The sequence below is a fragment of the Phenylobacterium sp. genome (genome assembly GCF_035569475.1).
In the GTDB taxonomy this organism is placed as follows: domain Bacteria; phylum Pseudomonadota; class Alphaproteobacteria; order Caulobacterales; family Caulobacteraceae; genus Phenylobacterium.
This window is the reverse complement of record NZ_DATMNA010000061.1, coordinates 18,594-31,182: the sequence shown is the minus strand read 5'-3', so window position 1 is coordinate 31,182 and position 12,589 is coordinate 18,594. Positions and strand designations below refer to the sequence as shown.

Below are 12,589 nucleotides of genomic sequence, written 5' to 3'. Positions count from 1 at the left end.
CGCCACCGGGCGAAAGAACGCAGACGCCTACCCCACCGGCCGCGACCCCACGTCGGGGGGTGTCCTGTCCGCCGCCGTCGCCCCCATCGCGAACAGCAGCGATATCTATGTCGCTTGGGCGAAGGCGCTGCCGTCCGACGCGCCGCCGCCGCGCACCCTGGCCTTCTATGCCGGCCAGGTGGGGCCCGGCGCGGCCGAGCCGCCCATCCCGCTGCCGTTTATCGAGTCCGCGACGGCGCTTGCCGTATCGAGCGATGGCGCAACGCTGATCGCCGGGTCCTCGACCGGCAACGGGTCCAGCAGCTTCGGCCCGCGCACCGGCGCGTCCGAACTGCCGCGGAACAACAGCCCGATCCTCATCCACCGCGCGGGCGAAACGACGCCGACGGCGACGATGCCGGCGGGCAGGGTCGCGGCGCTCGCGCTCACCCCGCGCGGCGATCTCATCTCCTACAGCAAGACCACGGGCGAAGAGGGGCCGGTGCAAGTGTGGAATCCCCAGACCGGAGCGCTGGTCGCCAGCTATGCCTTCTCAGGCTTCCGGGGCTTCGACCCGGGGTGGTCCGTAGGCTGGGACATCGATGCCGACCATCGCCTCGTCGCGATCACCCAGCAGCGAATCCTGGGGATGACGGATCAACTGCTGATTTTGCATGTCCCATAGCGCCGTGGGGCGCGGCGACAGGGCTGTTTGCAAATCCAATTGAGTCCGGAGCCTACCCCTCCGCCAACGACCGGCTGACCAGTTCGAAGACGTTCTTGGACAACCCGGGCGCCGCCAGGATGCGTTCCAGCTCGGCCTTCATCAGCTTGCCGAGCTCCGGTTTGTAGCGCCGCCAGCCGCCCAGCGGCTCGACCAGGCGGGCCGCCGTCATCGGGTTGAAGCCATCGGTGGCCAGGATCTGGTCGGCCAGGAAGCGGTAGCCGGCGCCGCTCGGGTCGTGGAACCGCACCGGGTTGAAGCTCGCGAAGGTGGAGACGAGCGCGCGCAGGCGGTTGGGGTTCTTGGCCTCGAAGGCGGGGTGGGCGGTGAGCGCCAGGACCCGGCCGAGCGCGCCCTCGTCGGGGTCGCGGGCCTGCACGGCGAACCACTTGTCGATGACCAGGGGCTCGGCCTTCCAGCGCTCGTAGAAGTCGACCAGGGCGCGCTCGTAGAGCTCGCCGCCGATCAGCGTCAGGGCCGCCAGGCCGCCGATGGCGTCGGTCATGTTGGCGGCGGCCTCGTAGTGGCTCCACGCCAGTTCGCCGACCTCCGAGCGGGGGTTGGCGGCCATCAGGTCGAGGGCGGCGTTGCGGAGCGCGCGGCGGCCGGCGCCGGCGGCGTCCGGCGAGAACTCGCCGATCTCCTGCAGGCCGATGTGCAGCCGCTTCAGCTCATCGCCGAGGTGCAGGGCAAGCCGCGTGCGCAGCGCCTCGCGGGCCTCGTGGATGGCGGCCGGATCGGCCGGCGCCATGGCCAGCGCCAGGTCCGGCTCCGAAGGCAGGATCAGCAGCAGGGCCTTGAAGGCCGGGTCGGCCGCCTGGTCGGCGAGGGCGCGGCCCACGGCCTCGGCGTAGCGTTCCTCGCCCACCTCGTCGGCCTGGCCTGTGGCGCGGGCCAGGATCAGCGCGCGGGCCAGTTCCTGGCCGGCCTCCCAGCGGTTGAACAGGTCCGGGTCGCCGGCCAGCAGGATGTAGCGGTCGCGGGCCTCGGCGTTGGAGGTGAGCTTCACCGGGGCGGAGAAGCCGCGCAGCGCCGAGATCACCGGCTTTTCGTCGACGCCGGTCAGGGTGACCCTGGTCCTGGCGCCGTCGAGCACCACGACCGTCTCGTCCACCGCCTGGCCGTCGCGCATGAAGGCCTGGGTGCGGCCGTCGCCGTCCAGCAGGCCGATGGTGACCGGGATGGGCAGGGCGCCCTTGACCGGCTGGCCGGGAGTCGGGGCGGTCTCCTGGACGATTTCCAGCGTCAGTTCGCGGCGCTCGGCGTCATAGGCGCTCTTCAGCGTCACCTGGGGCGTGCCGGCCTGTTCGTACCACGCGAAGAAGGCCGTCAGGTCCTGGCCGGAGACGTCGGCGAAGCAGCGGATGAACTCCTCGACGGTGGTGGCGTGGCCGTCCCAGCGTTCGAAGTAGAGGTCCATGCCTCTGCGGAAGGCCTCGGGCCCGATCAGGGTCTTCAGCATCCGGATCACTTCCGCGCCCTTCTCGTAGATGGTCGCGGTGTAGAAGTTGTCGATCTTCAGATAGCTGGACGGACGCACCGGGTGGGCGAGCGGGCCCTGGTCCTCGGCGAACTGGCGGGCGCGGAGCGCCTTGACGTCCTTGATCCGCTGGACGGCGTGGCCGCGCTGGTCGCCCGAGAAGCTCTGGTCGCGGAAGACCGTCAGGCCCTCCTTCAGGCAGAGCTGGAACCAGTCGCGGCAGGTCACCCGGTCGCCGGTCCAGTTGTGGAAATATTCGTGGGCCACGACGCTCTCGATCCGCTCGAAGTCCATGTCGGTGGCGGTGGCCGGATCGGCCAGCAGGAGCGAGGAGTTGAAGATGTTCAGCCCCTTGTTCTCCATGGCCCCGAAGTTGAAGTCGCGGACCGCGACGATCATGAAGAGGTCGAGGTCGTACTCCAGGCCGAAGGTCTGCTCGTCCCACTGCATGGCGCGCTTCAGGGCGTCCATGGCGTAGGCGGCGCGCGGCGCCATGCCGGGATCGACGTAGATTCGCAGATCGACGGTGCGGCCCGTCATGGTGACGAGCTTGTCCTCCAGCACGTCCAGTTCCCCGGCCACCAGGGCGAAGAGGTAGCAGGGCTTGGGGAAGGGATCGTTCCACACCGCGTAGTGGCGGCCGCCCGGCAGGGGGCCGTTCTCCATCAGGTTGCCGTTGGCCAGCAGGCGGTGGAAGGCCGTGTCCGCCTCGATCCGCACGGTGAAGCGCGACAGGACATCCGGCCGGTCCGGCCAGAAGGTGATTTTGCGGAAGCCCTCGGCCTCGCACTGGGTGCAGAAGCGGCCGGCGGACATGTAGAGGCCGTCGAGCGCCTTGTTCGCGTCCGGATCGATCTCGACCTCGGTCTCCAGGGTGAAGGCGTCCGGGACGTCGGGGATGGTCAGATATTCGCCGTCGATCGTGCGCTCGGCCTCCGCCAGGACCCGGCCGTCGATGGCCACGGAGATGGGCTTCAGCCGCTCGCCGTTGAACTTCAGGGCCTCGGCGTGGTCGCCGTTGCGCCGGACCTGGAGCCTGGCCTTCACGCGGGTGGCGTCGGGCTTGAGGTCGAAGGTCAGTTGGACCTGGTCGATGAGGAAGGCGGGAGGCCGATAGTCGGCGAGCTTGATGGCTTGGGGCGTGTCTGTGCGCATGGCGCCATCTAGGCCCGCGAGCGTGGCGGCGCCAAGGCGGGCTCAGCCCGCGGGGCCGTCGCGGGACGGTTTCGGGCAGGGGTGCTCCTCCCAGCAGCCGTCCTGTTCGCGCACCAGCATGTAGCAGTCGCGGCCCTGCGCCTGGGCCTCGGCGGCGAGGGTGCGGGCCATGTCCATGGCGTGTGCGCGGTAGGCGTACGAGCCCACCTCCGCCGCCTCGCGCAGCACCACCCATTTGTTGTCCCGCCAGGCGACGATGATCTGCATGGCGAGCGGTCGATGGCTGTCCATGGCCCGGCGAACGGACAAGGCGAGGTCCTTGTTCCACAAGCTTTTTTCCCGGTGCGTCCGGAAGTCGACAGACACCGCGCGCAAACGCCTTACAACGTAAGACTGCCGGGGGGCGCGACGTGAAATCCTATCGTATCTACATCATCGAACCGGACGGCCGCCTGCAGCTCGGCGAGGCCTTTGCGGCGACGGACGACAAGGCGGCCGCGGCGCGCGCCGAAGAGGTCGCGCAGAAGGGCCGGGCGGGCGAGCTCTGGGAGGGCGGCCGGCTGGTGGGCCGGGTCTCCCCGGACGGCGTTTTCGAGAGCGGCGCAGGCTAGAGGTCTTCCCCTGACGCGAGGTCATGCTTTCCACCCCCGCCGCGGGGCGTATGTTGACGTGCGAGGAAACGTCAGCAGCCGGGCCAACCGGCGGGATCGGCAGCTCATGAACTTCGATTTCTCCGACGACCAGAAATTCCTGAAGGCCGAGGCGCGCAAGTTCCTCGACGCCAACTGCCCCACGGTTCGCGTGCGCGGCGTGCTGGACGACGGCGGCAAGGCCTATGACGACGCCCTCTGGACTGCCGTGGCGGCACAGGGCTGGCTGGGGGCTGCGATCCCCGAGGAATTCGGCGGCCTGGGCCTGGGCCACCTGGAGCTCTGCGCCATCGCCGAGGAGCTGGGCCGCGCGGTGGCGCCGATCCCCTTCGCCTCGACGGTCTATTTCCTGGCCGAGGCGGTGATGCTGGCCGGCGACCAGGCCCAGAAGGCCGAGCTGTTGCCGAAGATCGCGGCCGGGGAGGCGATCGGCTGCATGGCCACGTCCGAGGGTCCGGGCGCGGTCACCGCCGCGAGCCTCAAGGCCACGGTCGCCGATGGCCGGCTGAGCGGCGTCAAGCTGCCGGTCACGGACGGGGATATCGCCACCGTGGCCTTGGTGCTGGCCAAGGAGAACGGCAAGCCCGGCCTGTTCCTGGTCGACCTGACCGGCGCCGGCGTCACCCGCGAGCCCCTGCAGACCCTGGACCCGACCCGCGACGCCGCCCGCCTCACCTTCAAGGACGCCCCGGCGCGGCGGCTGGGCGCGGCCGGCGCGGGGCTGGAGCTGCTGGAGCAGGTCATGGACCGCGCGGCGATCCTGCTGGCCTTCGAGCAGTGCGGCGGCGCCGACCGGTGCCTGGAGATGGCCAAGGCCTATGCGCTGGAGCGCTACGCCTTCGGGCGGGTGATCGCGTCCTACCAGGCGATCAAGCACAAGCTGGCCGACATCTACGTCAAGAACGAGCTCGCCCGCTCCAACGCCTATTACGGCGCCTGGGCGCTCAACACCGACGCGCCGGAGATGCCGCTGGCCGCCAGCGCCGCGCGGATCGCCGCGTCGGAGGCGTTCTGGTTCGCCGCCAAGGAGAACATCCAGACCCACGGCGGCATCGGCTTCACCTGGGAGATGGACTGCCACCTCTACTACCGCCGCTCGCGCCAGCTCAGCCTGGTGGCTGGCGCGCCCCGGGTCTGGAAGGAGCGGCTGGTGAGCCATCTCGAACGGCGCAACGCGGCTTGAAGGGAACGCACCGATGGACTTCAACGACAACGCCGACGAAGCCGCCTACCGCGCCCAGGTCAAGGCCTGGCTGGAGGCCAATGCGCCGAAACGGTCCGCCGGCGGCGATCCCGAGGGCGGCGACAGCATGGCCGCCTCCAAGGCCTGGCAGGCGAAGAAGGCCGCGGCCGGCTACGCCCAGATCACCTGGCCCAAGGAATGGGGCGGAGCCGGTGGGACGCCGATCCAGCAGGTGATCTTCAACCAGGAAGAGGCCCATTATCCGGTCCCCGGCAATCCGTTCCAGATCGGGCTCGGCATGTGCGTTCCGACGGTGATGAGCTTCGCTGACGAGGCCACCAAGCAGCGCTTCGTGGGGCCGGCCCTGCGCGGCGAGGAGATCTGGTGCCAACTGTTCTCCGAGCCCTCCGGCGGCTCCGACGTGGCGGCGGCGCGGACCAGGGCGGTGCGGGCCCCTGACGGCTCCGGCGACTGGCTGATCTCGGGCCAGAAGGTGTGGACGACGGGCGCCCAGTTCTCGGACTTCGGCATCGTGGTCTGCCGCACCAACCCCGACGCGCCCAAGCACAAGGGCCTGACCATGTTCTGGGTCGACATGCGCGATCCCGGCATCGAGGTGAAGCCGATCCACCAGATGTCCGGCGGCTCGGGGTTCAACGAGGTGTTCTTCACCGATGTCCGCGTGAAGGACAGCCAGCGGCTGGGCGCCGTCGACGACGGCTGGAAGGTCAGCCTGGTCACCCTGATGAACGAGCGGCTGGCGGTCGGCGGCCCCTCGGGCGTGGGCTGGGCGCAGTTCCTGGAGGCCGCGCGGGCCATCCCCGGCCTCGACGGCGCGCCGGTGCTGAAGGATCAGGCGATCCGCGAGAAGCTGGCCGACTGGTACGTGGCCACCGAGGGGCTGAAGCATACCCGCAACCGCACCATGACCGCGCTCTCGCGCGGCCAGACGCCGGGGCCGGAAAGCTCGATCGGCAAGGTGGTCACGGCCCTGCAGATGCAGGACCTGGGCAATACGGCGGTGGAGATGCTGGACCAGTACGGGATCATCAACGACCCGGAGCTGGCCCCGCTGCACGCGGCCTTCCAGGGCTCCCTGATGTTCGCGCCCGGCCTGCGCATCGCCGGCGGCACCGACGAGATCCTGAAGAACATCATCGCCGAGCGGGTGCTGGGCCTGCCCGGCGACATCCGTGTCGACAAGGACGTGGCCTTCAAGGACATGCCGACGGGCCGGTGAGTCCCCATTATGTATCGACATTGTTGACACCAACGAGCGACGAAAATATCATGCCGGTCATGTCATCGAGGTCGTCATGAAGGTTCAGGTGAAGAAGTGGGGCAACAGCGCCTCCGTGCGGATTCCGGCATCGGTCATGACGGCCGCCGCGCTCCACCTCGATCAGGCTGTCGATGTCCGGGAGGAAGGCGGCCGGATCATTATCGAACCGATCGTGGCGGAGGCCTATGACCTGGATCGGCTGCTCGACCAGATGACGGCCGAAACCTTCCCTGAAGACGTGAACTCCGGGCCGCCCGTGGGCCGAGAAGCCTGGTAGTGGCGGACTACGTTCCTGACGCGGGAGACATCGTCTGGCTGCAGTTCGATCCGCAAGCGGGGCATGAACAGGCCGGACATCGGCCGGCGCTCGTCCTGTCGCCGGCTCGGTACAACGGCCTCCGCGGCATGATGATCTGCTGTCCCATGATGTCCGGGATCAAGGGCTACGTCTTCGAGGTGGTCGTCGCCGAGGCTCCGCCAAGCGTCGTCCTGGCCGATCAGCTCAAGAGCCTGGACTGGCGTGCGCGAGGCGCGGTTCGCAAGGGCGCGGTGTCCCCGCAAATCCTGGCGGAGGTCCGGGCCAAGATCAAAGCGCTGTTGCGCCTTTAGCCCGGCATGGCGGCGGGCGTCTCACAGCTTGTCGCGGCGGAGCCCCAGGTCGTCTGGGCGGCTTTCATGGACCCGGTCGCGCTGGTCGAGTGGCTGCCGCCGGCGCGGATGACTGGGACGATCCATGACTTCGACGCCCGCGTGGGCGGCGGCTACCGGATGTCGCTGCTCTATCCGCCGGACGAACGGGCGTTCCAGGGGAAGAGCGCCGAGCGGGAGGATCGTGTCGCCGTGCGGTTCGTCGAGCTCTCGCCGCCGCGCCGGATCGTCCAGGCGGTGAGCTTCGAAAGCCCCGACCCGGCCTTCCACGGCGAGATGACCATGACCTGGACCTTCGAGCCGGTGGCCGGCGGGACGAAGGTGACGGTGACGAGCGAGAACCTGCCGCCTGGCCTGCAGGCAGAGGACAACAACGAGGGCGCGCGGCTGTCGCTGGCGCAGCTCGCGCGGCGGTTCAGCTAGGCGCTCATCCGCATCGGCGCGCGGTGGGGCGCGCGGCTGAGCAGGCGGGTATAGAGCCGGGTGAGGCCCTCGAAGGTGTGGTCCCAACTGTGGCGGTTCTCGGCGCGGTGGCGGGCGGCGAGCTTGAGCGCGGCGATGTCGCGGGCGAACAGGGCCTCGGTCGCCTCGGCCAGGCTGGCCGGATCGACGCCGGCGGCCACCTGGCCCACGGTGTCGTCGAGCAGTTCGCCGACGCCGCCCTTGTCGGGGCCGATCACCGGCAGGCCCGCCGCCATGGCCTCGATCACCACCAGGCCGAAGATCTCGTTCTCGTTGGCGTGGATGAAGGCGTCGCAGGAGGCGATCACACCGGCCAGCTTCTCCGGCTCGCCCTCGAAGTCGATGCAGGCGACGCAAGGCGGATAGCGGGCGTCCTTGCCGGCGCCGATCAGCACCAGGCGGTAAGGGTCGCCCAGCCGCTGGACGGCGGCGACCATGGAGTCGATGTTCTTTTCCCGCGCCGGGCGGCCCGCGAAGACCAGCAGGCGGGCGTCGGAGGGGAAGTCCAGGCGCTTCAGCAGGGCGGCGCGGTCGCCGCGGCTGGGGTGGAACAGCTCCAGGTCGACGCCGAGCGGATGGACGCTGACCTCCTTCACCCCAGCCTCGGCCAGGCGGTTGGCGGAGTGGCGGCTGGGGGCGATCACATGGTCGAAGCGCTGATAGGCCTGAGCCCAGAGGTTGAAGGTCGGCTGCTCGGCCCATTCGCCCAGGTGCAGGGCCGCCAGCGTCGGGGCGTCGGTGTGGCAGACGGCCACGACCGGGGCGCCCAGGGCCTGGCCCGCGATCAGGGCGGCGTGGCCGGGCACCAGGACGTCGCCGGCCTCGATGATGTCGGGCTGCAGCATGCCCAGGACGGCGGCCCACTTGTTGGGGCTGGCCGGCATCCGGTAGCCGTCGCCGAAGGGCAGTTTGGTGGCCGAGACGGTGTAGAGGCCCGGCGTCTCGCGGCGCGTGGCCTTGCCGGGGACCACCAGGGTGTGGCGGATGTCCGGCCGGCGGCGTTCCAGCCAGGTGCGCTTGGCCGTCAGGTAGCGCTTCACGCCGCCGGAACGGGGCGCATACATCATGGTGGTGTCGATCAGGTGGAAACTGGGCTCGGCTCCGCCGAAGCCCGGCGCGCCGGCCAAGTCCGCCCGCAGCAGCCGTTCCGGAGTCATCGCGGAGACGTCCGCCACGCGTTCAGCCCTTCTATCCTCGAAGCCCATCGGAGCCCCCGTCGACGAGGCAACGAACAGCGCAGCCGTCCGGTCACGCTGCAACTTCGCCAGCCTAGCGCGTTTGGGAGAATTTTTCCAAAGCCTGGCCAGCGCACCCGCGCCTTTCCGTGATCGTTGAAGCTTGACGCTCAAATTGGGGCGAAAGCCCGACTCGACAAGGGCTTCAACGTGGATCGTACGCCCTGGCGAATTCCGGACGAGCGCCGACATTCGGCAGGAACTGCGGGTTGATGCGCGCGTGGGTCGCCTGCTCGAAGGCGTAGCCCAGGGCCAGCAGGCGCGCTTCCGACCAGGCCGGGCCGATCAGCGACAGGTTCACCGGCAGGCCCGAGACATTGCCCATCGGCACGGTCAGGTGCGGGTAGCCGGAGACCGCCGGCAGGGTCGAATAGGAGCCCAGGCTGCGGCTGCCGTTGATCGGATCGACGATGGTCGCCGGACCCGTGGAGGGGCCCACCAGGATTTCGACGTTGGCGTCCTGCAGCATCTTGTCGAGCGCCGCGCGGGCCAGTTTGCCGGCGTTGGCGCGTTGCGCGAGGTAGCCGGGGTCGGTGATCGCCGGAGCCCTGGCGGCGGCCTCGAAGATCTCCTGTGCGAACAGCGGCGTCTCGCGCGGCTCGCGGTTGTTGAAGGCGATCAGGGCGTCGAGGCTGCGGGCGGTGACCTTGGGCGGCAGGCCGGCGAGGTAGGCGTTCAGCGCGGCCTTGAACTCGACGCGCAGGGCCTCGCTCTCGTTGGCGGAGACGGCGCCCAGCGCCGCATCGTCGGGCCCCTTGACCTCGACCAGCACCGCCCCGGCCTTGCGCAGGGCGGCCAGCGCGTCCTCGTAGATGGCGTCGGTCTGGGGCGAGCGGCCGACGGTCATCCGCAGCACCCCGATCCGCGCGCCCTGCAGGGCGTCCGGCTTCAGGCCCGCCAGGTAGTCAGCTTTGTGGGCGTCGGCGTCCTTCGTGCCCGCGTCCGCGGCGTCGGACCCGGCCATGGCGGCCAGCATGGCGGCGGCGTCATGCACCGAGCGGGTCATCGGCCCGGGCGTGTCCTGCTCGGCCGAGATCGGCACGACATGCGTGCGCGAGACGAGGCCCACTGTGGGCTTGAGGCCGACCACGCCGTTGGCGGCCGCCGGGCAGGTGACCGAACCGTCGGTCTCGGTGCCGACGGCGAGCGTGACGAGGCCCGCCGCCACCGCGGCGCCGGACCCGGCGCTGGAGCCGCAGGCGGTGCGGTCCAGCGAATAGGGGTTGCGCACCAGGCCGCCGATCCCGGTCCAGCCGCTGATCGAATGGGTCGAGCGGAAGTTGGCCCACTCCGACAGGTTGGCCTTGCCGAGGATCACCGCGCCCGCGTCTGTCAGCCGCTTCACCAGGGGCGCGTCGCGGTTGGTGACGTTGTCCTTCAGCGCCAGCGAGCCGGCGGTGGTCGCCGTGCCGTCGGCGGACTCGATGTTGTCCTTCAGCAGGACCGGGACGCCGTGCAGGGGCCCGCGCACGCGGCCGGCCTTGCGCTCGGCGTCGAGCCTGCGGGCGTCGGCCAGGGCGTGGGGGTTGAGCGCGATCACGGCGTTCAGCCGCGGGCCGGCCTTGTCGAGCTCGGCGATGCGCGCCAGGTAGCTTTTCACCAGGTCCTCGGAGGTGAGCGTCCCGGCGGCCATCGCCGCTTCCTGCTCGCTCGCCGTGGCGAAGGGGCTCAATGCCCCGGCCGGTGGCGCGGCCTGGGCCCGGGCGGGCGCCGAAAGGCCCGCGGCCGCCAGAGCGGCGAGCGCCGCGGCGAAGGTAAGTTCTCTGAGCATGTGCATCCCCGATTCCCGCCGGCCCATAGGAGCCGACCGCGGCGCAAAACGCCAGCCGCGCGGCGGGGTTAGAACGCCACCTGGGCGCCCAGCTCCACCACCCGCGAGGGCGGGATCTGGAAGAAGTCGGCGGTGCGGACCGCGTTGCGGGTCAGGAAGACGAACAGCACGTCGAGGATGTGGCCCAGCCCGCCGCTGCGGCGCGGCAGCAGGGTGCGGCGGCTGAGGAAGAACGAGGTGCGCATGATGTCGAACTTCAGCCCCTTGGCGCGGGCGAGCGTCATGCCCTTCGCCACGTTGGGGGTCTCCATGAAGCCGAAGGACAGCGTCATGGCCTTGAAGCCGGGCGCCAGGTCGTGGACTTCGACGCGCTCGGCGTCGGGCACCCGCGGGCGCGAGGCGACCTTGACGGTCAGCAGCACCACCTGCTCGTGCAGCACCTGATTGTGCTTGAGGTTGTGCATCAGGGCGGCGGGCACCGAGCCGGGATCGGCGGTCAGGAACACCGCAGCGCCGCGGGCCTTCAGCGGCGGGCGCTGCGTCAGCATGGGCAGGACGTCGGCGAGCCGCAGGTCGCTCTGCTCGGCCTTCAGGACGCGCCGGATGCCGCGCATCCAGGTCCACATGAGGAGGATCACGCCGGCGGCGATCAGCAGCGGCACGTAGCCGCCGTGCACCACCTTGGCGAGGTTGGCGGCGAGGAAGGCGCCCTCCACCAGCAGGAAGGGCGAGAACGCCACGATCGCCTGCCAGATCGGCCGGGCCTTCAGCCGGTGGATGGCCACCACGGCCAGGACCGAGGAGGTGATCATCGCGCCGACCACCGAGACGCCATAGGCGTTGGCGAGCGCGTCGGAGGAGCGGAAGCCCAGCACCAGGGCCGCCACGCCCAGCATCAGGATCCAGTTGATCTGCGGGGCGTAGATCTGGCCGATGTGGGCCTCGGAGGTGACCTTGAGGGTCAGCCTGGGCAGCAGCCCGAGCTGCACCGCCTGCTGGGTCATGGAGAAGGCGCCGGAGATCACCGCCTGACTGGCGATCACCGTGGCGGCGGTGGCCAGGCCCACCAGCGGCAACTGGAACCAGTCGGGCGCCAGGCGGAAGAAGGGGTTGTCGACGGCGCTGGGGTCGGCCAGCACCAGGGCGCCCTGGCCCAGGTAGTTGGCGATCAGGCAGGGGAAGACCAGCGCCACCCAGGTCCACTGGATGGGCTTGCGGCCGAAGTGGCCCATGTCGGCGTAGAGCGCCTCGGCGCCGGTGACCGTCAGGAACACCGACCCCAGCACGGCGGGGGCGATGCGAGGGTGATGCGCCAGGAGGGCCATGCCCGGAAGCGGGTTCAGCGCGCCCAGCACCTGCGGCGCGCGCGCCAGGGCGGCCAGGCCCAGCACCGCGATGGTGGCGAACCAGACCACGCAGATCGGCCCGAACCAGCGCCCGACGCCGCCGGCGCCCCGCTTCTGCACGGTGAACAGGGCGATCAGCAGCACCAGGGCGATCAGGGGCACGAAGGGGTCGATCCGCCCGCTCAGGCCCTTGACGACCTCCAGCCCCTCGACCGCGGAAAGGACCGAGACCGCCGGCGTCAGGATCGCGTCGCCGAAGAACATGCCGGCGCCGATCATGCCGATGATCAGGATCGCGCCGGCCGCGCGGCCGCCGGCCTTCTGCACCAGGGCCATGAGCGACAGCGTGCCGCCTTCGCCGCGGTTGTCGAAGCGCATCAGGATGGCGACATACTTCAGCGTCACGATCACCATCAGCGTCCAGAGCATCAGCGACACCACGCCGATCACGTCGGCCTGCGCCAGGCGGCCGCCGACGCGGCCCACGTGGCTGATGGATTCCTTGAAGGCGTAGAGCGGGCTGGTGCCGATGTCGCCGTAGACGACGCCCGCCGAACCGAGGGCCAGACCCAGGAAGCCGCGCAAGCTGGGGGCCGAGGGGGCGGCCTGCTCGGTGGGTTCGACGTCAGCGGCGACGGTGTTCAAGGCGCGATCCTGCACGATTAATCGGTTCG

The 12,589-nt window shown here is 70.2% G+C and carries 12 protein-coding genes; 7 read left to right on the top strand and 5 right to left on the bottom strand.

Features of this window, described 5'->3' with window-relative positions:
• Window positions 1-664, top strand: a 664-nt coding sequence (locus tag VNW53_RS09670; protein ID WP_325555340.1) for a hypothetical protein, incomplete at its 5' end; no start/stop codon positions are given.
• Window positions 665-716: 52 nt separating this feature from the next.
• Here the strand turns inward: VNW53_RS09670 and pepN are convergent.
• Both pepN and VNW53_RS09660 read right to left on the bottom strand, forming a co-directional pair.
• Window positions 717-3,338 (bottom strand): aminopeptidase N, encoded by a 2,622-nt coding sequence (gene pepN, locus VNW53_RS09665; protein ID WP_325555339.1) that lies wholly within the window; start codon window positions 3,336-3,338, stop codon window positions 717-719.
• A gap of 42 nt (window positions 3,339-3,380) precedes the next feature.
• A complete protein-coding gene (locus tag VNW53_RS09660) occupies window positions 3,381-3,647 on the bottom strand; it encodes a hypothetical protein (protein ID WP_325555338.1) in 267 nt (88 codons plus the stop codon).
• Window positions 3,648-3,748: 101 nt separating this feature from the next.
• On the opposite strand from VNW53_RS09660, the gene VNW53_RS09655 reads away from it, so the two are divergent.
• The 6 genes from VNW53_RS09655 to VNW53_RS09630 all read left to right on the top strand — a co-directional run bounded on the left by VNW53_RS09655 (window position 3,749) and on the right by VNW53_RS09630 (window position 7,524).
• Entirely contained in the window at window positions 3,749-3,949 is a 201-nt protein-coding gene (locus tag VNW53_RS09655) for a hypothetical protein (RefSeq protein WP_325555337.1), read from the top strand.
• A 106-nt stretch (window positions 3,950-4,055) separates the two neighbouring features.
• On the top strand, window positions 4,056-5,171 hold the full coding sequence (locus VNW53_RS09650) for an acyl-CoA dehydrogenase family protein (protein WP_325555335.1): 1,116 nt from the start codon (window positions 4,056-4,058) through the stop codon (window positions 5,169-5,171).
• Between the two features lie 13 nt (window positions 5,172-5,184).
• Entirely contained in the window at window positions 5,185-6,411 is a 1,227-nt protein-coding gene (locus VNW53_RS09645; RefSeq protein WP_325555333.1) for an acyl-CoA dehydrogenase family protein, read from the top strand.
• A gap of 76 nt (window positions 6,412-6,487) precedes the next feature.
• Window positions 6,488-6,730: an AbrB/MazE/SpoVT family DNA-binding domain-containing protein gene (locus VNW53_RS09640; RefSeq protein ID WP_325555331.1), complete on the top strand. Its 243-nt coding sequence runs from the start codon at window positions 6,488-6,490 to the stop codon at window positions 6,728-6,730.
• Window positions 6,730-7,062 (top strand): endoribonuclease MazF, encoded by a 333-nt coding sequence (gene mazF / locus VNW53_RS09635; RefSeq protein ID WP_325555329.1) that lies wholly within the window; start codon window positions 6,730-6,732, stop codon window positions 7,060-7,062. The genes VNW53_RS09640 and mazF overlap by 1 nt, the downstream gene beginning before the upstream one ends.
• A gap of 6 nt (window positions 7,063-7,068) precedes the next feature.
• Window positions 7,069-7,524, top strand: a complete 456-nt coding sequence (locus VNW53_RS09630; RefSeq protein WP_325555327.1) for an SRPBCC domain-containing protein — start codon at window positions 7,069-7,071, stop codon at window positions 7,522-7,524.
• Here the strand turns inward: VNW53_RS09630 and VNW53_RS09625 are convergent.
• From VNW53_RS09625 to VNW53_RS09615, 3 genes are all read right to left on the bottom strand, one after another.
• Complete coding sequence (locus VNW53_RS09625) at window positions 7,521-8,738, bottom strand: glycosyltransferase (protein WP_325555325.1); 1,218 nt, start codon at window positions 8,736-8,738, stop codon at window positions 7,521-7,523. The two genes, VNW53_RS09630 and VNW53_RS09625, sit on opposite strands and share 4 nt — an antisense overlap.
• A gap of 205 nt (window positions 8,739-8,943) precedes the next feature.
• Window positions 8,944-10,569: an amidase gene (locus VNW53_RS09620; protein ID WP_325555323.1), complete on the bottom strand. Its 1,626-nt coding sequence runs from the start codon at window positions 10,567-10,569 to the stop codon at window positions 8,944-8,946.
• 68 nt (window positions 10,570-10,637) lie between these two features.
• On the bottom strand, window positions 10,638-12,560 hold the full coding sequence (locus VNW53_RS09615; protein WP_325555322.1) for a potassium transporter Kup: 1,923 nt from the start codon (window positions 12,558-12,560) through the stop codon (window positions 10,638-10,640).
• Window positions 12,561-12,589 lie beyond the last annotated feature (29 nt).

Excerpts from the sequence above, each read along its gene's own strand:
- pepN (WP_325555339.1), bottom strand. The coding sequence starts at position 3,338 with ATGCGCACAGACACGCCCCAAGCCATCAAGCTCGCCGACTATCGGCCT.
- VNW53_RS09620 (WP_325555323.1), bottom strand. The coding sequence starts at position 10,569 with ATGCTCAGAGAACTTACCTTCGCCGCGGCGCTCGCCGCTCTGGCGGCC.
- VNW53_RS09630 (WP_325555327.1), top strand. The coding sequence starts at position 7,069 with ATGGCGGCGGGCGTCTCACAGCTTGTCGCGGCGGAGCCCCAGGTCGTC.
- VNW53_RS09640 (WP_325555331.1), top strand. The coding sequence starts at position 6,488 with ATGAAGGTTCAGGTGAAGAAGTGGGGCAACAGCGCCTCCGTGCGGATT.
- VNW53_RS09645 (WP_325555333.1), top strand. The coding sequence starts at position 5,185 with ATGGACTTCAACGACAACGCCGACGAAGCCGCCTACCGCGCCCAGGTC.
- VNW53_RS09650 (WP_325555335.1), top strand. The coding sequence starts at position 4,056 with ATGAACTTCGATTTCTCCGACGACCAGAAATTCCTGAAGGCCGAGGCG.